At 45.4% G+C, this 22,170-nt stretch carries 17 protein-coding genes; 2 read left to right on the forward strand and 15 right to left on the reverse strand.

What is annotated here, in order from left to right:
- Positions 1-75: 75 nt before the first annotated feature.
- Entirely contained in the window at positions 76-1,962 is a 1,887-nt protein-coding gene (locus tag R7E47_RS00935) for a methyl-accepting chemotaxis protein (RefSeq protein ID WP_258484029.1), read from the reverse strand.
- Between the two features lie 364 nt (positions 1,963-2,326).
- Here R7E47_RS00935 and R7E47_RS00940 point away from each other — a divergent pair, with 364 nt between their 5' ends.
- Positions 2,327-5,077: a M16 family metallopeptidase gene (locus tag R7E47_RS00940; RefSeq protein WP_318083570.1), complete on the forward strand. Its 2,751-nt coding sequence runs from the start codon at positions 2,327-2,329 to the stop codon at positions 5,075-5,077.
- Positions 5,078-5,165: 88 nt separating this feature from the next.
- Here the strand turns inward: R7E47_RS00940 and R7E47_RS00945 are convergent, their stop codons facing one another.
- Positions 5,166-5,618, reverse strand: a complete 453-nt coding sequence (locus R7E47_RS00945; protein WP_080659230.1) for a polymer-forming cytoskeletal protein — start codon at positions 5,616-5,618, stop codon at positions 5,166-5,168.
- The gene (locus tag R7E47_RS00950) at positions 5,522-6,475 is read right to left on the reverse strand and encodes a M23 family metallopeptidase (protein WP_005374721.1); all 954 of its coding nucleotides are present in this window, start codon (positions 6,473-6,475) and stop codon (positions 5,522-5,524) included. Before R7E47_RS00950 ends, R7E47_RS00945 begins: the two co-directional genes overlap by 97 nt.
- Before the next feature lie 427 nt (positions 6,476-6,902).
- On the opposite strand from R7E47_RS00950, the gene R7E47_RS00955 reads away from it, so the two are divergent.
- On the forward strand, positions 6,903-8,657 hold the full coding sequence (locus R7E47_RS00955; protein WP_318083572.1) for a hypothetical protein: 1,755 nt from the start codon (positions 6,903-6,905) through the stop codon (positions 8,655-8,657).
- Positions 8,658-8,737: 80 nt separating this feature from the next.
- On the opposite strand, the gene R7E47_RS00960 is transcribed toward R7E47_RS00955, so the two are convergent.
- The 12 genes from R7E47_RS00960 to R7E47_RS01015 all read right to left on the reverse strand — a co-directional run bounded on the left by R7E47_RS00960 (position 8,738) and on the right by R7E47_RS01015 (position 21,932).
- Positions 8,738-9,382 (reverse strand): START domain-containing protein, encoded by a 645-nt coding sequence (locus R7E47_RS00960; RefSeq protein WP_102970221.1) that lies wholly within the window; start codon positions 9,380-9,382, stop codon positions 8,738-8,740.
- 77 nt (positions 9,383-9,459) lie between these two features.
- Positions 9,460-10,644 carry a multidrug effflux MFS transporter gene (locus R7E47_RS00965; RefSeq protein WP_318083574.1) on the reverse strand — a complete coding sequence of 395 codons (1,185 nt, stop codon included), beginning with the start codon at positions 10,642-10,644 and terminating at the stop codon, positions 9,460-9,462.
- Positions 10,641-11,285: a recombinase family protein gene (locus R7E47_RS00970; RefSeq protein WP_213869923.1), complete on the reverse strand. Its 645-nt coding sequence runs from the start codon at positions 11,283-11,285 to the stop codon at positions 10,641-10,643. The genes R7E47_RS00965 and R7E47_RS00970 overlap by 4 nt, the downstream gene beginning before the upstream one ends.
- A 146-nt stretch (positions 11,286-11,431) precedes the next feature.
- Positions 11,432-12,439: a LacI family DNA-binding transcriptional regulator gene (locus R7E47_RS00975; RefSeq protein ID WP_005374731.1), complete on the reverse strand. Its 1,008-nt coding sequence runs from the start codon at positions 12,437-12,439 to the stop codon at positions 11,432-11,434.
- 217 nt (positions 12,440-12,656) lie between these two features.
- Positions 12,657-14,390 (reverse strand): sodium:solute symporter family transporter, encoded by a 1,734-nt coding sequence (locus R7E47_RS00980; RefSeq protein WP_318083577.1) that lies wholly within the window; start codon positions 14,388-14,390, stop codon positions 12,657-12,659.
- Positions 14,383-15,378, reverse strand: coding sequence for an ester cyclase (locus R7E47_RS00985; RefSeq protein ID WP_262629150.1), 996 nt, complete (start codon positions 15,376-15,378; stop codon positions 14,383-14,385). Before R7E47_RS00985 ends, R7E47_RS00980 begins: the two co-directional genes overlap by 8 nt.
- 49 nt (positions 15,379-15,427) lie before the next feature.
- Positions 15,428-16,402 (reverse strand): ester cyclase, encoded by a 975-nt coding sequence (locus tag R7E47_RS00990; protein ID WP_017820104.1) that lies wholly within the window; start codon positions 16,400-16,402, stop codon positions 15,428-15,430.
- Between the two features lie 513 nt (positions 16,403-16,915).
- A complete protein-coding gene (locus tag R7E47_RS00995) occupies positions 16,916-18,196 on the reverse strand; it encodes a TRAP transporter large permease (protein WP_318083579.1) in 1,281 nt (426 codons plus the stop codon).
- On the reverse strand, positions 18,193-18,756 hold the full coding sequence (locus R7E47_RS01000; protein ID WP_025768663.1) for a TRAP transporter small permease: 564 nt from the start codon (positions 18,754-18,756) through the stop codon (positions 18,193-18,195). Before R7E47_RS01000 ends, R7E47_RS00995 begins: the two co-directional genes overlap by 4 nt.
- Before the next feature lie 56 nt (positions 18,757-18,812).
- Entirely contained in the window at positions 18,813-19,808 is a 996-nt protein-coding gene (locus tag R7E47_RS01005; RefSeq protein ID WP_005374744.1) for a TRAP transporter substrate-binding protein, read from the reverse strand.
- 267 nt (positions 19,809-20,075) lie between these two features.
- A complete protein-coding gene (locus R7E47_RS01010) occupies positions 20,076-21,032 on the reverse strand; it encodes a LacI family DNA-binding transcriptional regulator (RefSeq protein ID WP_318083582.1) in 957 nt (318 codons plus the stop codon).
- Positions 21,033-21,182: 150 nt separating this feature from the next.
- Positions 21,183-21,932: an HpcH/HpaI aldolase family protein gene (locus tag R7E47_RS01015; protein ID WP_005374748.1), complete on the reverse strand. Its 750-nt coding sequence runs from the start codon at positions 21,930-21,932 to the stop codon at positions 21,183-21,185.
- Between the last annotated feature and the right edge of the window lie 238 nt (positions 21,933-22,170).

Raw genomic sequence — 22,170 nt, forward strand, 5'->3', positions numbered from 1 at the left:
CATAAAAACAAACCCCGCTAGTAACAAAGTTGCTAGCGGGGTTTGTTATTTTTAAGAGTGTCCTTAATGTGGCGTTTAAGCCAGTTTAAACGTTGCCACTTTCGAGTTGAGATCCTCAGCTTGCGATTTCAGCTCAGCAGATTGATTCATCGATTCTTCGGCACCAACTACCAAGTGATCGGTCACATCTTTAATGGACGTGACGTTTTGCGTGATTTCATTGGTTACGTGCGTTTGCTCTTCGGCGGCGGTCGCGATTTGCGTTGCCATATCGCTGATCAGCGCAACGGCCGCGTTGATTTCATCCAGAGCCAGTGCTGCGCGATCTGCATCTTCTACCGAACCTTGCGCGAGCTGAGAGCTTTTATCCATGATAGTTACAGCGCGTTGTGTGGTTTGCTGCAAAGTCTCGATCGTCGAGCGAATCTCTTCGGTTGAGGTGTGTGTGCGTTGTGATAGCACGCGAACCTCGTCTGCAACAACGGCAAAACCGCGACCTTGTTCACCTGCACGCGCCGCTTCAATCGCCGCATTCAGAGCCAGTAAGTTGGTTTGCTCTGCGATGTCTCGAATCGTTGATAGCACGGTTGAGATGTCTTGCGCGTGCTGGTTGAGCTCACCGATGACAACGCTCGCTTGGTTGACTTCAGAAGACAAATTATTGATGGACGATTTGGAATTGATCACCAACTCATGACCGTTTTGTGTGCTTGCTGAAGAGTCTTGAGCGGCTTTAGCCGTCTGCTCTGCATGTGCTGCAATCTCTTGCGTTGCTGATGCCATTTCAGTCACAGCGGTCGCCACCATAGTGATTTCTTGTTGCTGATGGTTCAGATCGGAAACCGATTGATTCGCGCGAGTCGTGCTCAGCTCCGATTGTTGGCTCAGTTCTTCCGCTTGGTGACGAATGTGACCAATAAGTTGCTGCAAACTTTCAACGAACTGGTTGAAGTTTTCAGCCAGCTCACCAACTTCGTCACGGTTTTCTACTTTGATGCGTTGAGTCAGATCGCCGCTACCGTTGGCGATTTGCGCAAGCGCATTCGAAACATTGTAGAGCGGACGGAACAAGATGTTACATAGCAGGTTAAACAAAGCCACACAGATAACGACGACGATAGTGGTTGCGATGATTTGATCCCAAACTGCATCGTAAAGTGGGGCAACCAACGAGTTTTGATCTAACACTGTGACCGTTGTGAGTTTGGTACCCTCTATGTGGCGCGCGTAAATCACATATTCGGTGCCGTTAATAGAGACGCGACGCTCTGTACCTGAACGTGCGGCAGACGTAATGTCGTTGTTGTTGAGGCCCAGCTTGCTAACCGGTTGATTCAGCAGTTTACCGTTGTTATGAGTGAAAATATTGCCCTGTTCATTGGCAATAAACATATAACCTTCACCCGGTAGGATCACTTGGTTGAGACTGTTCAGGATATCACCGATCTCTACGTCAGCACCCAGAACGACGGTTTGACCATGCAATTGCAGGGCTTTACCGAGCGACACGACGTTAGCCCCCGTGGCAGCTGCGACGGTCGGGTTATCCATAAAGACTTTCGATGGGTTGGCGATTGCATTGGTGTACCAGCCCCACTTACGAGGATCGTTATTACCTGGTGGCAAAACCACCCCATTAGCGTTGTCTTGTGACCCGTCCGGGTAAGCGAGGAAAACGTTATCGAACGCGCCAGAGTCTCGGACTTGTTTCAAATGCGTAACCAGAGAACGTTTCTCTGAATCAGAAGAGAGTGAAGTTAGTGCGCGCTCTTTAGAGAGTAGCCAGTCCTTTACGTATTGATTGTAAGATGCGCTAGTGCTTTCTAGTCGCTGTGCGACTTCGACATCGAGCCTATTTAATGAATCTCGAAAAGACAGCCCCTCTACCAGCACTCCCCCTAGAATGATGGCGGCACTGGCAGAGATTGCCAGTTTGTTTTTTAATGATAGATTTTTGAACATAAAGCGAATAATAGATCTTTGAATAATAGTTGTTGTGTTTTTATTCTCATCAGTGCTCTCTGCGCTGTTGAATATGCAGCAGAAAGTCAGATTCGAATCTGTTCAATAATTATATTTTATTGCTCAAAATAAATACTGACTCCATGTCGCGAATTTGAGTTTTACACCAAATAAGCAAAAGGATTTGGAACGATATTATTTATGTATTTGTAAAGTAAGGATTTGTCGATTTTTGTAAATGAGAATTGATTTCAATAAAAGGTGATCTTTATCACATTTGCGCGTCTGATAATCCATTAAAAATGTGAAGGTTATAGCACCGGATATATATTGATTAGCTTAATCATTGTTATGGGCAATCGTTATGCGCAGTATATTGTTAGTCCCCGCGTTATTAGTGTCAGGGTGTGCTCTGATACAACAGTCGACGCCGATTCAACCTGACGCCAACTGGCACGTGGACCAGTTATCGAACGGTATGAAATACCATCTTTATCCAACAGAAGACCAAGAAGTCTCGGTCCGTTTGGTGATGAATATCGGCTCATTCCAAGAAACATCTTCTCAAAAGGGTTACGCTCACTTTGTTGAGCATATGGCGTTTAATGGTAGTGAGCATTTTACCGGTAACGACGTTGTCAAACTTTTCGAGCAATCTGGTGGTAGCTTTGGCGCTGATATCAACGCTTTTACCAGTTATCAGCAAACGTCTTACCAACTTGACCTTGCGAATAATACGAAGCTAGAAGATGCCCTGAAGTGGATGAGAGATATCGGTAACGGACTTGAGTTTGCTCCTGAGCAAGTAGAAAAAGAAAAAGGGGTGATTCTCGGGGAATGGCGACGTGCTAATCCGGATGATAAGTCCTTTTCTATGCATGCTTACCAAGCCTCGATTGAAGGCACTATGTATGGTGAGCATGACCCAATTGGTACTCGTGAAGCGATTCAAAATGCTTCCTCAAGTAAGTTAAAGGCGTTTTACGACAAATGGTACCAGCCACAAAATGCCGAGTTGATTGTGACTGGTAATATCGACGTAGATTCACTGTCCAAGATTATCAAAAGCAAGTTCTCGAACTGGGAAAGTACCTCGGATACGGTAATAGAGAAGCGCCGCGATATTCGAGTGAACAACGAAAACAGAATCTTGCCAAGTAACACGATGGAATCACCAAGTCTTCATTTAGTGATTGAGCGTGGTCTAAGTGGCGGCACGACGATTGAGCAACAACATGAAGTGTGGCGTGATGAAGTCGCAACACAACTCATTCAACAGCGTTTGATCCGTGTACTCAGTGATGCCGCTGAACCTTTTCAATACGCTTATGCAGAGCCCTATTACTCTAACTATCAGCGTATGATGTCGGCAGGGATTTCGTTTGCACCAGATCGCCGCGAACAAATGCACCAGACTTTCATTCGTACCTTGGCGTCGTTGAGAGATTATGGTGCGACTCAATCCGAGTTAGATAGCGTTATGTCAAATTGGCAAGGTGAACTTGCAAATATTGATTCAGATTGGAGTCAGCGCAAGCCAAACAGTTACGCAGAAGCACGTGTTTTTCAAATTGGACAAGACAGTGTCAGCCAATCAAAAGAGAATTACGCCCAGAGTTTGGCAGAATTCATCAACAACGAGAATTTAGAGAGCATTAACACACAATTGGCGGCTTTGTTATCTCAGCAGCCAAGCTTTTTTATTGGTTTGGGGAAAAGCGAAACGTCAGAACAGTTCAATGGTGTATTTGCCGCTCTAAACAGTGCCTATCTTCAAACTGGCGAAAAACCGTTAGAGATGTATGACAAAGTGGATGGATTCTTAAAGCCTACCCAGGAAGGCAGCATCACGAGCATGCGTCAGGAAGCGGGTGGTTTTCAAGTCTATACGCTATCAAACGGTGTCGAAGTGTGGTTCCAAAAAGATACTAAAGCGGGTGGTCGAGCGTATATTTACTATGCGAGCCAAGGTGGTAAAGCCGCTGTTGATCCGATGTTGTATGCCGCTTATGAAATCGCAGCAACAACGGCAATACGCAGTGGGTTAGGGGCATTTTCTGGTTCAGAGCTAGATAGCTACTTACGCAAAAACAACATTGCGCTTGGCGCGATGCTTGATGCGACCAGTCACGGAGCGCAAATTACGGCGCCAAATACGCACCTAACTGATGCTTTGAATGGACTATACAACCTAGCGACGGAGATTAAAGTCGACGAGCGCCAGATGGCGGCAGCGAAGCAAGAGTTTAAACAGCAGAGCGGCGCTTTTTTTGAATCACCGATGGGCAAACTGATTCAAAAAGCAAACGGCAATTCTTATTTGCCGGGGAGTCGTCATCGTATAGTGTCCAGTGATGATGTTGAACAAGTGACTTCCGAGCAGATACTAGCGGTGCATGAGCAACTTTTCAAAACCAATGATGGTTTTAAGATGGTTATTGTTGCAAACGTAGAGCCGGAAGAAATTACACCACTTTTGCGTAAGTATGTGGCCTCTATCGAAATGAAACCGAGTCGTTCGATTGATTATCACGTTGCGTTTAACCCGGAAGTGCCGGAGCGAACTGTGGTTGCGGATGGGCATGAACCTTCATCGTTGTATGTAATGCGTTTGACTAATACGAGCGATTACCAACGTACGGCAAGAGACACGGTTATCGAAGATATTTTGCAACGTATTAGTAATGCGCGTGTTTTGGATATTGTGCGAGAAGAGTCTAGCCTTGATTACAGCCCAAGCATTTACACCATGACACAAGATCGCGAACCCATCTCTGATTGGCTCTTGGAGTCTCAAGTTGAGCCCGAAGACGTGGTACTTTTAGAGAGTAAACTGGGCAAAGTGTTTGATGGTTTAGCGTCAAATATTACCCAAAAAGAAGTGGATACGGCCGCGAAACAACTGGCAGTCGCGATGCAAGGATTGGATGACAACCCAGCACAGAGATCATGGGCATATACTCGTTATTTGGTGCATGATTACGGCGTCGATGTGTTGCTTGACGTTGAGAAAGTGGCTAAGAGTGTGACGTTAGATGAAGTGAAAGCGCATGCAAAATCAGCTTTTGGTCCACAAGCAAAACGCTCGGTGATGGTTTTAAATCCGGCCGAATAATCACGTAGTTTCTGACGAAAATCGTGGCAATAGTAATAAAAAAGACGGCGTGAAAGCCGTCTTTTTTAAGCACTTTAATCAGAGCGTTTTATGCTGATTTACGCGCAAGTCGCTTTTCATTGTTGGTGTTGTTTTCTTTTGTGTTCGCACTGTCTTGAGCCTTACCCTTTAACGTTACCACTTCCTTTTCAGGTAATTCGGCTGCTTCACCAAAGAATTTGCCACCAGGTTCAATGCTGAGGTTATTGCTCCAGATCCTACCGCTTACGCGTCCCTTGGCAAGCACTTGAATGTGTTCTGCGTGACAGTTTCCGTCCATCATGCCGTTAATGATCAGCTGTTTAGCGTAGATTTCACCGTTTACTCGCCCGCTTTCTGCGACAACGAGAGTGCCTTCCACGTTAATTTGACCATCGACGATGCCATCAATCTGGACATCGTTTTCTACTTTGAGTTCTCCGCTAAGAGAACAGCCTTTGGCGATGAGAGTTGAAGCTGCTGAGCTACTCGTTGTTCCACTGTTTTGATTAAAGATTCCCATCGTATTCTTCGCTCCTTAGTAAAAATGTCTTCGAAATCATTAAGGCTCCAATCGACAAATGGTTTCGGATTCAGTGCTCGCCCAACAAATCGCACCTCATAATGCAGGTGAGGGCCAGAAGAGAGCCCACTGTTGCCGGAAATTGCAATCAGCTGCCCTTTTTTGACGAACTGACCACTTTTTACTTTGAACGCTTTCAAGTGCGAATAAGAACTCGAAAAACCGAAAGAATGTTGTAGCCTGAGGAAGTTACCAGAGCCTTTATTACTGCGGCGGGTAACTTCCACTACCCCATCGGCAGGGGCATAAATTTTGGTACCGATATTTACGGCAAAATCGAGCCCACGATGCATTTTGGCAACTTTTGTCACCGGATGGATACGCTTACCGAATCCGGAAGATAGCCGTACGTTGCCGACTGGAGAGCCACTTGGTATTTGGTTTAATAACACCATGCGAACGTTTGAGGTTATCGCCGCTGCATCGAGCCTAGCATCCAAGTTATTTGTCGAGGTATGTTCTCCAACCCCAAGCACTTTCTCTAATTCACCCAAACGTTCCGAAACAAGTTGTACCCGTTCTTCCCGTTCTGAAAGGTCATTTTCTAGCTCTGATTTAAGTGTTTTCAGTGTGCTGAGCTCTTCACCCATGGTGCGTGAATGCTCTGTCAATTCAGCTTGTTTTAACGCTGCATTATCAACGCGAGTGTATAAGTGATGAATTAAGATTACGGTCGCGGCCAGAGCAACAACAAAAAAAACGAAAAACGTTTTTATGTTGCGTTGCATCCTTTTACTGAAGTACCAATGTCTTGAGCCATTGATAGTTGATATAGAGATCGTCAACTGGTCTTTCATCGTCTTCTATTGCTCGTATTTGGTATACGTCTCGTCACTGAGTTAGTAGGAATGTAAGGAAAACGAGTAGGGACTGCCAGAGGCAAATTGGAAAGAAGTGTCAGGTCGTGAGGCGTTTTCAGATATTAGATAAAAGACTCAATAAAGATTTAATATTCTGCTGATTTTGGTCGTAATTACTCCAAATCGCTTCATTTAACTGAATATTATGATTTTTAAGGCGGTTATCCGAGAAATTGGATTGTGAATATTGCCAATAGCATCCGCACGCAATTCAACTTACTTCACGGTTTGCCTTATAAATGTTGGATAATTTATCAAACCGACATTCATTACATCGATAACTTGTTTATGATAGCGGTTGATATAAAGCACTATTCATTGGCTTTAAACCTAAGCGTTACATTTCGTTTAGGAACACATAACTATGACAACGGAGTTGGTCGTGAAAAAACTACTATTGGCTACAGCAGTGGTCGCAGCAGCAGGGGGCGCTGGCTACCTGTACCAAAACAATACTACCGCGAGTGATGCAGGCTCACTGTTAACGCAAGTTCCTGCAGATTCACTTATGGTGACGTATCAGACTGAACCTTTTAACCATTATAAATACATGAACGCATTCGGTACGGCGAACCAAGGCTCGATTGCAGAACTTTTTGCCGATGAACCACTGTCTCCACAACAGCAGTTTGCAGTTAATTTATTCGATGGATACCTAGAGAGTGCTGCATCGCCAGAAACATTAAAAGCTTATTTGGGCACCGGGGAAAACATTAATCCTGTGTTGTACACAATTGGTATGGTACCGGTGTACAAAGTGGATATTGAAGACCCTGCCGCGTTATGGAAAACACTGGATCTTGAAGAGCAGATGAGCGGCGCTAAGCATGAGTTGGTTAAGCTTGGTGAAGTCGAGTATCGTCGTTACGAGATGACTGATTCAATTGACCCGCAGGACGGTATTGGCTTGGTTGTAGCCGTGGTTGATAACGTGCTTACGTTAACGGTTGATGTTCCGCAACTGGGCGTTCAAAACCCGATTAAAATGGCATTAGGGCTTGAAGCACCAAGTCAAAATATTGCTGACAGTGGACGCCTTGAGGCGTTGCAAGCCAAATACGGTGAAAACAACAACTCTTTTGGTTACTTTGATCATCGCGAAGTGATTAAAGGTTTGACGACGAAAGATGGCAATATGTTTGCTAGTCAAATCAGCACGTTGGATGCAATAGATCCTGAACCAACTATTGAGGAAATGCGTTCACCAGCCTGCCATACTGAGCTTACTCAAGTTGCAGAAAACTGGCCTCAGTCCGTCGCGTTTGCAGAATACAAGATGAAAGGCGATCAGGCGTTCATTAAAGGTTCTTTTGTTGTTGAGTCCAACAATAAAGTGATTCTAGATGCGCTCAAGTCGATTCGTGGTGTATTGGCAGAGTCTAAAAGTGATAAGAGTTTCTTTAGTATGGCGCTTGGTTTAGACATTAATACGCTAGCGCCATCGATTGGTCAGATTTGGGCTGACTTGACTCAGCCTCAATACCAATGCTCTTTATTGACGCAAATGCAGCAAGAGATGGGTGGCCAGAATCCAGCAGCCGCTGTAAGCATGGGGTCAGGCATGGTTAACGGCCTCAAAGGGTTAAGCCTGCAAATGTTTGATATCAAAGTAGATACTAATGCTCAGCATGGTGAAGTATTTAGCCAGCTAGATGGTATGTTGTCTCTTTCTGCCAATGATCCAATGATGCTTATTCAAACTGCGCAAATGTTCGTTCCTGAACTTGCTCAATTGCAAATTCAACCGGATAACCAACCTGTTAATGTCAGTGACCTATTAGAAATGCATACTGGCATGAAGGTGGACGTGTTTGCTCGTCTAAACGAAAACCATTTCACCCTTTACAGTGGTGATAGTGCTGCGGAAGCAAGCAAAGAAGTGATGGCGCAATCACTTTCTCCAAATGGCCTGTTCAGCTTTGATTTTGATTCAGAGCGTATTTTGGAAGTGCTAGAGAGTGCGTCGTCAATCACTGGGGAGCCGGTTCCGGATGATGTTGTCAAAAGCTTACAAGGCGAGCTTGTGGGTGGTATGACGATGGACGTGACAGACCAAGGTATTGGTTTTGAGTTTGATTACCGCGGTGCAACTAAACCTGTAACGGTTGCACAGCAGTAACACATTGAGTAGAAAAGGCGGCGCAATGCCGCCTTTTGTTATTATGTACCGTATTAAAAAGCGAGTGGGAAGAGCGACGCTTACTCATCTATTTGAGGATGAGAGTATTGCTGATATTCAGGTAACTCTTTTCTTAAATTACTAAATGTCGCCCATGCACTTTCTTTTGAGAGTTTGTTGATCAGCCAGTTTGGCAATAGACCTCCGGGGTCAGCAAACGCCTTGTATTCCACGAGTGTTGTATCGTTTGTGAGTTTTTGTAACTCCCAAGTCGCATCAACCGAGCGAATTCGAACATAACCATTTTGTTCAGCAAGATATGAGTCAGGTGCGCTTTTGATTTCTATGGTGAATCCCAGCTCATCGACCCAGTACTTTGAGTAGGTGACCATATCCCGATTTTTGGCAGGCCATGGTGCTTTAAACTGGGTGTAAACGATGTTCTCGGTGGCCGATATCTGATTTAAAACCCGGCTATGACTGGCATTGTCAATCCAGTTCGGGATATTGTCACTGTCTTCCAGTAGCGTTAAAAATGCACCATAGCTGGTGGGTGTGAACATCCGGGCACGGATCTCAACTAAACCGTCACTATGTTCTCGGGAGTAAATTGTGATTCCATCCTTGTCACTCTCGAACTGCCAGTTCTCGTTGGCGCTCGCATCAGTGCCAGCGGATATCAATGTGGCGAGTGTTAAGGCGCCCATTCTTAAATGCAACATCATGTTAGTATCCGCCAACTTTTCCTAAATTTAAGTTTATACGATTTGTCGTAACTATAAGGACAATAGTATGTTTTTTGTTATCGTTCTGAAGGTTGCTCTGCACTGAAGCCACGTTGAATGTTGGTGAAGGTAAGCGATGCAAATATTACGATAACGATCGCTAGATGCCATGCTTGACTCAATCCAAGCTGCACCAGAGTTAAGCTGACCAATGAGGAGACGACCATTTGTCCACCACCAGACATTGCCGCTGCGGCACCTGCTTGCTTTTTATAAGGTTGCATTACCATCGCTTGTGCACAAGGTAGGGCAATACCATTACCCAAGATCATTAATAGCTGTCCCAGCATCAGAAATAGAGGCTCAACGGGACAGAAAAATAGCCATATTGCGGCAGTAAGGTGAAGAAATGGGGTGCAAAGCAGCATTTTTTTATTGCCAATAATTGGCCTTACTCGGTTACAAATCGTGGTACCACATAACATACCCAAAGCGGGAATGAGCGCCCACATCGCGTATTGAGCGGAGGTCATGCCAATTTGATCTTGCATGATAAATGGCATCACAGAGACTGTCGTAATCATTAAGCTGAAGTTTAACCAACTGATACTGGCGAAACTCATAAAGTAACGAGACGTAAGTAAGTTCTTGTATTGGAACAACATTTTTCGGGGTGACGGAATGACAGAACGTTTTGCGATGGTTTCTGTGAACTTAAAGGCGATGATTACCCAGGCCAGCGAGACATAGCCCAACAGAGAAATAAACACCATACTCCAACCGAAGTGGAAGTTGATAAAGCCGCCAATCACAGGTGCAATAAGTGGCGTGATTGAAGCCGCCATGGCGATGTAAGACATTGCCACTGGGAGTTCATCCCCGCTAAATCTATCTCGAGTCGACGCCCTCGCGAGTACCGCGCAGCATCCTGTACCTAACCCTTGTAAAAAGCGCCCCATCACCATCCCTGTAAATGTGTCACTGAAGAAAATAATCATCAGCAGACCAGACATCGCGATGAGTAAACCGGTAAGTAATACTCTTTTTCGTCCTAAAGCATCTGACACTGGCCCGTAGATAAATTGAGAGGGGCCAAAGCCGAGCAAATAAATACTCACAAGTAGTTGAGCTTGGTCGAGGGAGATGGAAAAGTCTTTTGCTATCCATGGCAAAGAGGGCATGACTAGCCCCATGCTCAACTGGCCAACGCTAATAATAAGACAGGCGAGTAGTATAGTATGAAAGTTGATTGGGCGACTCATGACTGGTCTCCATTCAAACAACCTTTTTGGCGTCGTGATCTTAAGCCGCCTTCGTCATCCACTTCATTTAGCTTTGCTTTGACCCGCTTCACAGTCGATAGACTGACTTCGCATTGCTCTGCCACGTTTTGCAATGTGTAGCCTTCTAGCAGTAACGTTGCGATCTGTTGGTGTTTGGTTTTGTTTGCGGGGCGGCCGCGAAACTTCTGTTTCCATAATTCTGGCTGCTCTTTAATGGCCTGTCGCCCTTGCTCTGCGGCAAACAGGCGATGTTCAGTCTGCACTTTCCCATATCCAGATAACACTGTGAGTAGTGTTTGAGTTTGAACAGAATCTGGCTCAAAAGTTATTGATTCACATACGGTTTTCAATGTTACCCCTTTTTCGAGTAGCATTTTTATTGTGTTCAATGCTTGACTAAAGTCGCGACCAAATGCGGTCAGCCACCAGAGCACAATCGTATCCCCAGCTCTGACGGAATCGAGCAGTCGTAAGAATGCCTCTCTCTCGGTTGGAGGCATGCAACCACGAACCTTATCCTCAAAGTGCTGAGCTTCGGGCGCAAAAGCTTTTAGAGTATTAAGGTGCTCTTGGTAAGCTCGATTTTTTGGCGAATAGCGAGTGTAAAGATACGTGGTCATAAGGATTATGAGCCTCTTTTCTTTTGGTTCATATAGTGTAATAGCTCATAAATATACATGGGTTCATTAATGCTTACAACACTAAATGAGCCGTTTGGGATTCAGAGGCACATAAAAAAGCCAACCGAATGGCTGGCTATAGCTATTTAAGCTTTTGTTGTCTGTCGCTCGATTAACTTCACTGGCACCATCATTTTTACTAGGCTTCCGTTTTTCGTATTAATTTGATCAACAATGATCTTCACGCACTCGCGAGCGAGGCGACGGAAATCCTGGCGGAATGTGGTTAATTGATAGCTTAACCATTCTGTCTGAGGAATATTATCAAAGCCAATGACTTGTAAGTCCTGAGGAATGCTCAACCCGCATTCTATACGGGCGATATCCATGACCGCCATAGCAAGGTTATCGGTTGCACAGAACACCGCTTCAGGCCGATTTTTGTCTGCCAGTATGGCACGGACTTTATCAAGTGAGCTCGCGTAGTCATAGCTGGCTTCAATGATGCGTGGCGTCTTGCCGGTTAGGTCTTCAAATTCAGAGCAGAAGCCGCTTTGGCGTTCGTCATTCGTAAAGGTTGGCACTTCTCCCGTCAAATAAACCGCGTTCTTCACGCCACTTTTGTGCAGAAGTTGCGCGGCTTGTTGGCCTGCTTCGTAGTTGTCACTGATAACGTAGCTACTCCTAGTACCTTCAACAACTCGTGCGTATTGAACAATTGGGATATTAAACTCTTCACATTCTTCATAAAGGGACTTATTGAAGGTTGCGGAAGCAGCAATGACACCATCGACGCGATACTGGAAGATATTTGGGATTGAGTGGCCCTCTTCTTCATCCACTTGCCATGGAATCAATACGGCAGAATAACCTTTTTTCTGTAACTCACTGGAAATTAATTGCAGTGTTTTCATATGGATAGGGTAATCCGCATCAGGAAACACCAAACCTATCAATTTCGATTCGTTTGTGGTCAGGCTACGTGCAAAGGCGTTAGGGCGGTAGTTAAGGGCTTTAGCCGCTTCAAAGACTTTTTGCTTGGTCTTTTCGGATACTGAGCTACCCGGAACAAACACGCGCGATACAGTAGATTGAGAGACGCCTGCCATCTTTGCCACATCTTTTGATGTGACTACGTGTTTAATTGATTTCATGAATAAAACTTAGTTGCCAGTAATTGAGGTCATAAGACTAGCATAAATAGGTACGTATTCATAAATGTTCTGACGGGGTATCCTAAGTAGAATAATGGCTTTGGAGTGTTAAAAAGCAAAATGTGGGTTAACCCATTTGGTTTGCTTTGAGCTAGCACTAGATCTAGAGCGTAGATACTGTCCGTTTGTTGGACGTACAGTATCTACGTAAAGAACATTAATTTGCTTGTTTGACTGCAACTTTACGTTTTGGGGAGAGGAGTGAATACCCCATGTATCCGATGCAAGCGGTAGCGACAAGAATAGAGCAGCCACGCATAAAGTTAATCAGCATAGGAGCGTTGTCGGTAAACGCGTTGATCCCCCAAAGCATCACGAGAGAGAATACAAACATCACCAGTAAGCCATAACATGGAGCATCGATTTTGCCGGGAACGACATACCAACCATCTTCCTTGATTGGTTTATTTAGACGAGCATATTCCGCTTGCTGGCCTTTCACTGTGTAAAGATGCATTTCATCTTGTTTACCCGTCAGGAGAAGGCTAGCAATGTAAGCGACAACGGCATTCACAAGGACGCCAATCACGCAATACCAAGGCCACGCAATATCGGTCGCAACGGCTACATACCAAATCACCAAGAAGCTAGCAGCAACGCCAATCAACAAGCCTTTTTCAGTAATGTGTTTTGAGTAGAACCCAAGGACAAACATACAGAAGCTTGCACCGACAAAGTAAGAGCCTGCCTTACTCAGCACTTCCAGTACCGAGCCTGTGCTGGTGGCAAACATGATCGCTGGAATGATGACCAAAATCGCCCACGCCACCGTGAAGAAACGCGATACCTTCAAGTAATGCTCTTCCGACTCGTTTTGCTTGTAGAAGCGTTTGTAAAAGTCAGCCACAGAAACGGTCGCCATTGAGTTGAACGCAGAGTCGAGACTCGACATACTTGCCGCCAGAATCGCAGCGGCAATGATGCCCATCAAGCCTGGCATTCCATATTCACTCGCATAATGAAGAATGATGGTGTTGCCGTTTTCAAACTCTTTACCGTCGTAATAAGCGTTGAATAGGACACCAAGCAAGATAAAGACAAAGTAAATAAAGAAGGCCACGTAGCCCATCATCAACATTGCCTTTTTCGCATCGCCCATGTTTTTCGCGGCCATACAACGTTGTACCATCATCTGGTTACCGCCATACACGGTGGTGTGGAACATCGTCATTGCGATAACGCCAGCCCATACCGTCGTTACTTGGCTTAGGTCAAAACTTGTTTGTAGGGCATCGGTCATTCCTTTCGCTTTGAGCTCTGCCATGACCTCCGTCATTGGAGAAGGCATGCCATTCCAAACGGCTTCAATGATGATGAATGCGCCAATAAATAAGATTACTGCTTGAATCACATCGGTCCAAATGACAGCCGCGATACCGCCCATTACGGTGTAGATAAGGGCAATTGCAGTGACGATCATGATGCAGTACATCACGTCGATACCAGTAATGAACTCTAAAATCATTGCTGTCGCATAGAGTACGGCTGCCGAGCTCAATGCTTGTTTGATAAGGAAGATAAACGACAAAGTCAGTCGTGAAGCCTTACCGAAGCGTCGTTCTTGATACTCGTAGATAGAGGTTAAACCGTTGTTGTAGAAAAACGGCATAAACACAGCCACGATGAAGAAGATCACCAGCGGATAATTGAGGTGAATCGCGATAACCGACAGGCCTTCTTTGTAAGACCAAGCTGGCCCGCCAAGGAACGACATGGCACTCACGTAAGTACAAACGACAGAAATACCGATCGCCCACCAAGGGATGCTCTTATCACCCAAAGCGAATTGGCTAGCTGAAGTTACTCGCTTACCAATCACCGCACCCAATACTAGCGTTAGGGCGATGTATCCACCAAGGATGCTCCAGTTAAGTGCGCCAAACTCATGCATAATTAGGTCCTTCTAACTGTTCTTTCATTTGTGCAAACACGTCATAGCCAAGTTGCAGCAGGATATGAACGATGTCGATCGCCACCCAGTTTTCCTTCAGTAAATCGCCTTCGCGTCGCCAAATGTCCATAACGCGAAGTTCGATGTGTTTTCCGGTTGGGGCAAGACCGAGCCAGCCACTGTGACCAGTGTGAGTACCATGCATATGTGGCCAACCACCTGTGGATACGTAGTCATTTTTGGCCAAAAAATTGACCTCAATATCGACACTTCGGTCAGGGAAGGCAAACACAAATGGCGCTTGATGGTGGTTACGGAAACCTTTGATACCGCGCGTAGTACCAATACCAGCAGGGCCGTACCACATGAAGTCATTGTGCCAGTAGTTTTCTAAATCCATCGAGAAAAGATCTTGACCATCAAAACGACCCAAGCAAGACAGCATATCTTCAACCAGCTGGGCGCTCTTTTCACTTTCTTCCAAAGACACAACAGATTGTTGAATACCGTTAGAAGTTGCAGGAGAAGGAACCAAGCCATCGTGACCTAAGCTTTTACGAAGAGGGTTGCAGCCTGCTTGATTCATCGCGTCGATGAAGTCTGGAATCATGTAAGATTCGGTGATTTGGTCGTTCTCCACACACACCATTTCGGTGTAACGCAAGTAGAGTGTTTTCCCTGTTGCTGGGATGCCAAACAGTGGTTGTTCAAATGTACCGATAAAGTAGCCGGTAGAGTTGTACCAAGTGCGGCCTTCGTATTCGCCGTGCATAACAATTATTGGTCGGCGCTCGGCGTCAGGCAAAGCATTAACAAGTGGTGAGAGGAAAGATTCGTGGGTTGCATCTGGGCCATTAAGATCGTTCACAGGGTGCGCCACGCACCATTTTACGTCAGGGTTCAAAGCTTGCAAAGCGGCTTGTTTCTGCTCGATGTCTGCGGCTTTGAAGTAGTTCTGGTAGAACTGTTCGATGATGTTGAGTGACATGTTGCTTCCTTACTGTCTGTGATTTCAATAAATAGTGTTTAGTCGGCCGTTAGCCTTGCTGAAGCAGGATTTGCTTCCAGATTGCGGTCTCGTCAAACAAAGTGAATTCGCGACGAAGACCCCAAGGGCCAAACTCAGCGTGGCTGATCCCCATGATGTAAACCTCTTTTCCTGAAGGTTTACCAAACATCCCATACCCTTCATGCTTACCGTGCAAAGACCATCGAATTGCAGCGCGTGGTGACATCATGTCGTCATCTCGGCCAATACGATGGTGAACGGTAAATTGAGCATTTGGGAAAGACGCACGAAGTGCCATCCAAAAATGATCGACTTCCGAGTGTGATAGGGCAGTTTGACCGCCAGTGTATTCGCCGATGCAAGCGCGGTCGTACTCTTTCGGTACTATTGAGAACTCGGCATTCATAAGGCTTCTGAGAATTGCTTCGTATCGCTGACCATATTCGTTGTCGTTGCCTACGCCCAAATAAGGTCCAGGAATGTCGACTTCAGGTGTGAACGGAAATGGGCTTGATTCCACGCCACCTTCAAATTCGATTTGTTGGCGTGCAAACTCTTCTGACGTCATACCCAGTTGTTTCGCGATATCGGCTTGATCGCGAACCAACCATTCGTCATTGATTTGGTTATTGATGGCGTGGCAATCCGCGATGATACGGAAACGAAGTTTGCGGTTCGAGGCTTGCCCATAGAAGCCGTTGCCACTGTGTGTTGCAGTAGAGATGATTCGATGAGAAGAAAGCATGCCTTGTTCCGGGGTGCCTGACCAAATGACGTCTTCGCCATATAGCGTGCGATCGGGAAACTCGGCCAGTGTCGCCATTGTTGCACTGATCACCCCTTCGTTTCCTTGAACGATAGAGAGTGGAGTACGCACAACAATGTCGGGAGAGTAGTAGTGTTCTAAGGTGTTTAAACCTCGGTCTTCCCAAATCTCTTTTGTGATACCAAGAATGTAGTCGGGAAAATCACGCCACTTTTCATCGAAGCCAACCATGGCCATAAATCACCTCCGTAATTGAATAATTATGTTTTGATTACGTATTCAAAATATATCATGTTGCCATTTTGTCAACGGATTGTTTTTAGATTGTTTAAATAGCGTGCTGATGATCAGATTTTTAACAATTGAGCGGAAAATAAACTAAAAAAGTACAGGAGAGATGGAAGCTATCTCTTATCGAGACGTGTTAATAAGAAAGGAGGTCAAAGTTTTTTGTATGAATTTCCTAATATCTTATTGTTTTTTAATCGCTTAATTTATTTTTATCTGTTTGAATGGAAACAAATGATTAAGCCAAAACTGATAATCATGCAGATCAAGGCACCCAAATAGACTTTATCGCTAATATTCAGCTATTTTGGTGTCAATTATCCTTATATCTTTCAAATTCTCCTTTTGCATACGAATGCTTAAAGGCTTTTTTATTAAATCGGAAGTAGATAACGAATAAGCCACTAGAAAGGTATTTATCTAGTGGCTATAACAGTCATAAGCGCTCTATGAGTGCAACGATCAGGATAAAAGCGCAGGTAATGATAGCGAGATGGCAGGGGTGAAGGTAATCAACATCAAGGCCACTATCATTGCTCCAATCCAGCCCATGATGGCTTTAGAGAGCGACTCTATCGGTACTTTGCCTACCTGACTTGCCATAAACAGGTTGGCACCCAGAGGAGGCGTAACAAAGCCAATGGCTAAGTTCACGATCATCACGATACCAAAATGAACTGGGTCCATGCCGAGTGCTGACGTAATGGGTAACAGAATTGGTGTGAGAATAACAATCGCTGCCAGCGTTTCCATAAAGGTACCGACGAGCAACAACAGGACATTGATGCAAAGCAGTATCAGCAGTTTGTTTTCGGTAATCGATAGAATGAACTGAGCGATCTCGGTCGGTAGACGTTCTAGGGTCAATATGCGGCCAAACGTCACGGACGCACCCACAATGACGAGCACAGCGCCAACTAACAGTGACGACTCTAGAATGATTTTCACCACTTGCGCTGGTTTGAGTTCTTTATAAACAAACATGCCAAAGAATAAGCCATAGAGCACACCAATGGCGGCTGATTCGGTAGGTGTGAAGATACCGGAATAGATACCGCCGAGAATGATCACGGGTAGTAGCATTGCCCAACTGGCTTCTTTTAGCGCATCAAGACGCTCTGCCCAGGTCGCTTTGCGCTCGTTACCTGTGTAGCCCCGCATTTTTGAGACAATTAGACAGTAGCCGATCAATACCATACCGACGACCAAGCCAGGAATGATGCCCGCCATGAACATCTTGGTGACCGAGACTTCAGCTGTGATCGCGTAGACGATCATCACCACAGAGGGTGGAATAATGACGCCAATCCCGCCGGAAGAGGCGATCAAGGCACCGGCAAAGCTGCGGTCGTAGCCTTTCTTCACCATAGAGGGAATCATCGTCAGGCCGATAGCGGCAACGGTGGCAGACCCTGTACCAGAGATGGAAGCGAAGAACATGCACGCCACAATGGCGACGATGCCAAGCCCACCAGTAAAGTGGCCAAAGAAGACCTCCGCCACGTGTAATAATCGTTTTGAGATCCCTCCTTGGCTCATAAGGTTACCTGCCAAGGTAAATAGAACGACGGCGAGGAGAGGGAAAGAGTCGAGCCCTGTTACCATTCCTTGGACTAAAAACTCAATGTTAAGAAACGGCAGACTGAGTATCGCGACCATACTGGCTGCCGCCAGAGCAATACCGACCGGAACGCCAATGAGCAGAAGCAGACCAAAGCTGCCAAACAAAAGTGCAGACGTCATGCGTTAAACTCCAATAGTCGGTTAGAAGTACGGTACTTTGCTTTGATATGGCGATAGCGTTGGCGTGAAAAGCGAACTCGTTCATTGCTGGTGGAGCACGCGTTCACACGTTGATAAATGCTTGTCACTAGGCGCGCGCAGCTTAATAGTGCGCAAACTAAAACAGAGGCATACAAACACGCAATAGGAATTTCCATTGCGGGTGCAATCTGACCGAGTTGCAGGCTGCGATTGATCACCTTAAATCCAAACCAGGCGACAGTGGCACTAAAGGCAAGGTAGATAAGATCAGAAACAATCAAACTGAATTGCGTCCAATTGCCCGGAAGTTTATCGATGAACACACGAATGCGGATGTGTCGATCATCTCGGATACAATAGCTGATGCTCAGGTACATCGCCCATACGAATAAATAACGTGCCAGCTCTTCAGCCCACGCGATCGTTGCATCGAACAGGCGTAGGGCGATTTGCAAGCACAGTAAAGTTGTCATCGTTGAGATCGCGATAACAATAAGGGTAGGTTCTAGGTATTTGTCTAGTAAGCGAAACCACTTCATATTCACCTCCAAAACGGAAGCACAACCTGTTTCCAGATCGTGCAAAAGAGTGGGAGTTATAGGCGTTCTATCTCGGCCATCACGTTGTCAAACAAGTCTTTACCCGTTTTACTGCGCAAGTCCTGGTACACGGCCGCATTCATTTTCTCTTTCATGATGCTGCGTACCTCGTCTGGGACGATGTTAACCGTCATGCCTTTTGCTTCGAGCTCTTTGATTACTTCTTGGTTTTGCTGCGCGGCGAGCTCACGCTGTTTTGCGATGGTTTCTTTGCTTACTTCACTGATCAGCGCTTGTTGTGCGGCCGGCAGTGAATCCCAAAACGATTTGTTCATGAACAACACGTAGTTGGTGTATATATGGTTAGTTAAAGAGAGGTACTTTTGTGCCTCGTAAAAACGTTCGGCATAAATAGAGTAGATAGCACTTTCTTGAGCGTTAATCAGGCCTTGTTGTAACGAGGTGAAAATTTCTCCCCAAGACAGAGGTGTTGGCGCAGTACCAATAGATTTCCACGCGCTTATTTGAGTGGGGTTAGATGCCGAGCGAATCTTTAGCCCTTTCAGGTCCTCAATACTATCAATTGGCTGTTTGTTGTTGGTCACGCTACGAAAGCCGACCTCCATAAAGCCAAGTCCATGAAAGCCTTTTGATTCCATAGCATTCAACAATGGTTGTCCGATCTTCTCACTGTCGAGCGCTTTGTGTGCTTGCTCTTCGCTATCAAAAAGGTAGAACACGTCGAGCACGTTAAACTCTGGGACGTAGGGAGAGAGTAAAACTGACGCACCAAACGTCATTTGTAAGTTGCCTTGCTGTACGAGTTCAGTCGTCTCACGCACATCGCCTAGTTGTCTCGCCGGATAGATTTCAACTTCTATCTCACCGTTTGAGCGAGCTTCCACTTCTTGTTCGAAATAGAGCATTGCTTTGTGTACGGGAGAGGTTTCTTGACTGTCATGAGCAAGACGAATAACACTGGTTGCAAACGTATTCATACTGCTAAATGCAAGCCCCAGTGCGGTAAGTGAAGTAAGGATTACTTTCTTCATCGTTCTTCCTTGTTTCTGGTATGACCTGCCATTGGTATTCGTCGGCAAGTCACACAACTTTTTATGTTTTTATAAATTAGTTGAGCAATTCATATCCATTTTGCATACGAATCCAAAATAAAACATTAAAGTAACAAGTCAATAACAAGATTGATAAATTGATGAGGAATTAAATAACGATTGGTGAAAATTTAATCGTGATCACAGAAAATGCCTTACTCGAAAGCAAGGCATTTTGTTTATGAAGAATGAATAAAAATGGATTTATTAAATGGTGCTACTACGTTCGATCAAGGTGCCTTGCTCGAAAAGGTATTTGCCAGTTGCATCCAGGTTGCCGTTGATTCGATTCATCAAATCTTCAACCGCTCGTTTAACAATTTTGTCGACTGGTTGAGCAATGGTGGTCAAATCATAGCTCGGCCATGCAGACATCGGAATGTTATCTACACCCATCACAGAGAAGTCTTGGGGGATCTTTGCTCCGGCTTGGCGTAAACCATCCATCACACCCATGGCGAGGATGTCGTTTGCACAGAAAATCGCGTCGGGTTTACTGGTATGTGACAAGATTTCTTTCGCCGCATCTAGGCCAGCTTCAAAACTGTATTTAGCTTGAATAAAGGTCGGGGATGGAGCGCCGAGTTCTTGCAGTTTTGAAGAGAAGCCAAGCCAGCGCTCTTCACTGGTCATTGAACCTGCATCACCACTGATGTAAGCACATTGTTTCGCGCCTTTCTGTGTTAAATACTCGGCTGCTTGTTGGCCCGCCAATCGGTTATCAATACCAGAGCTGTTGGCATTAATGCCTTCGGCATAACGGTTGATCAGGCTTAAGTGAACGCCAAACTTCTCGCATTGGGCAAACGCGCGTGAGGTCAAACGGCTGGTGGCGATAACGAGCCCGTCCACTTGGTATTCAATGGCGCGTGAAATGGCGAGATCGAGGTCGTCTTTGTCGATAGGGCAAAGCACAACTTGTCCGCCTCGCTTTTGAATTTCGACAGCCAAAGCACGAGATTGCATGTCATACATTGGGTTTGATTCGCTATCTAACGCAATCGCCACTAAGCCTGAACGATTCGAAATCAGACCTCGGGCGATGGCATTCGGTGTGTATCCGAGCTTAGCTGCGGCATCCATCACCATTTTGCGTTTCTTCTCGCTAATACTCGCAGTCGGGCTGAATGCTCTAGATACCGTCGATTGAGAGACGCCGAGCATCTTCGCGACGTCGATCGAAGTTACTTTCGCTTTAATGGTGATACTCCTTATTTAAGGCCATTGAACCTTCTCATACGTGCTGAGTGTATGGGCTAGGGGATTTCTGTGTCTAGAGCATTACATTGATAAGGCGTAAATATCAGAGAAAACTCAAGAATTCATCACATTTCTCTCTTGCTTGAAGCCATCAATGATCATTTTGTGTTCAGAGCCAACACAAAAGAAGCTAACGCCGAGTTCACGCCATTCCCGAGCTTGTTGAGCCGTCGCGACAAACATGCCAACAGGTTTATTGGCGGCTCTGGCCGCTTCGATTACTCGCATACTTGCTTGTGCGACTTTCTCATCATGAACGCTATCAGCACCATAAGCGACAGTGAGATCAACTTGGCCAATGAAGAGCGCATCAATTCCTTCAACATTGGCAATCGCTTCAACATTTTCAACCCCTTGAGGGTCTTCAATTTGTGCAATGACAATCGTATTCGCACGGCTGTCTTTTAAGTGTTCAACCATGGGCTTAGTGGCGTATTGCGCTGCTCGACTGGAACCAGCATACCCTCGGCCACCTTCGCCGTAATGGCAGATTTTCGCCAGTTGCGTCGCTTGCTCAGCAGTACAAACATGGGGAATTTGTACACCCGCCGCGCCACAGTCAAGCGCGTTCAAAATGGTTGAAGGGGCGCTGTCTTGTACTCGTACCACGCACGCGAGGTCATTCGCTCTGGCCGCCATGATGCACAGATCAAGCGAGGAACGATCGAAAGGTGCGTGCTCTGCATCCAGTACCACAAAAGGCAACTCTGCCAGTGCCAATACCTCGATAATGTGAGGATGAGGGGTTTTAACAAATGTACCTAATAGCGTTTCTTTAGTCAGACGTTGCTTAAAATTGCTCATGATTATCTCCTTTGCAAAGGTATGCAAAAGCTAACACGGCGAAATGTAAATGATGAGTAAAAATGATGTGATCTAAAACTCATTTTTGATTAAAAATTAAACTCAATCAAGGTCCTTATTACTTGCTTTTATTTGTTTAAACTAATAAATACAAAGGCTTAAGGATTGTTTTTGTGGTTTGTTTACTTAACTTGTCAAATGTTAATTAAGTGTTTAATCTTATTTTGCATTCGTATCC

Origin of the sequence: Vibrio sp. Vb1026 (assembly GCF_033338745.1) — a bacterium.
Taxonomy (GTDB): Bacteria; Pseudomonadota; Gammaproteobacteria; order Enterobacterales; family Vibrionaceae; genus Vibrio; species Vibrio alginolyticus.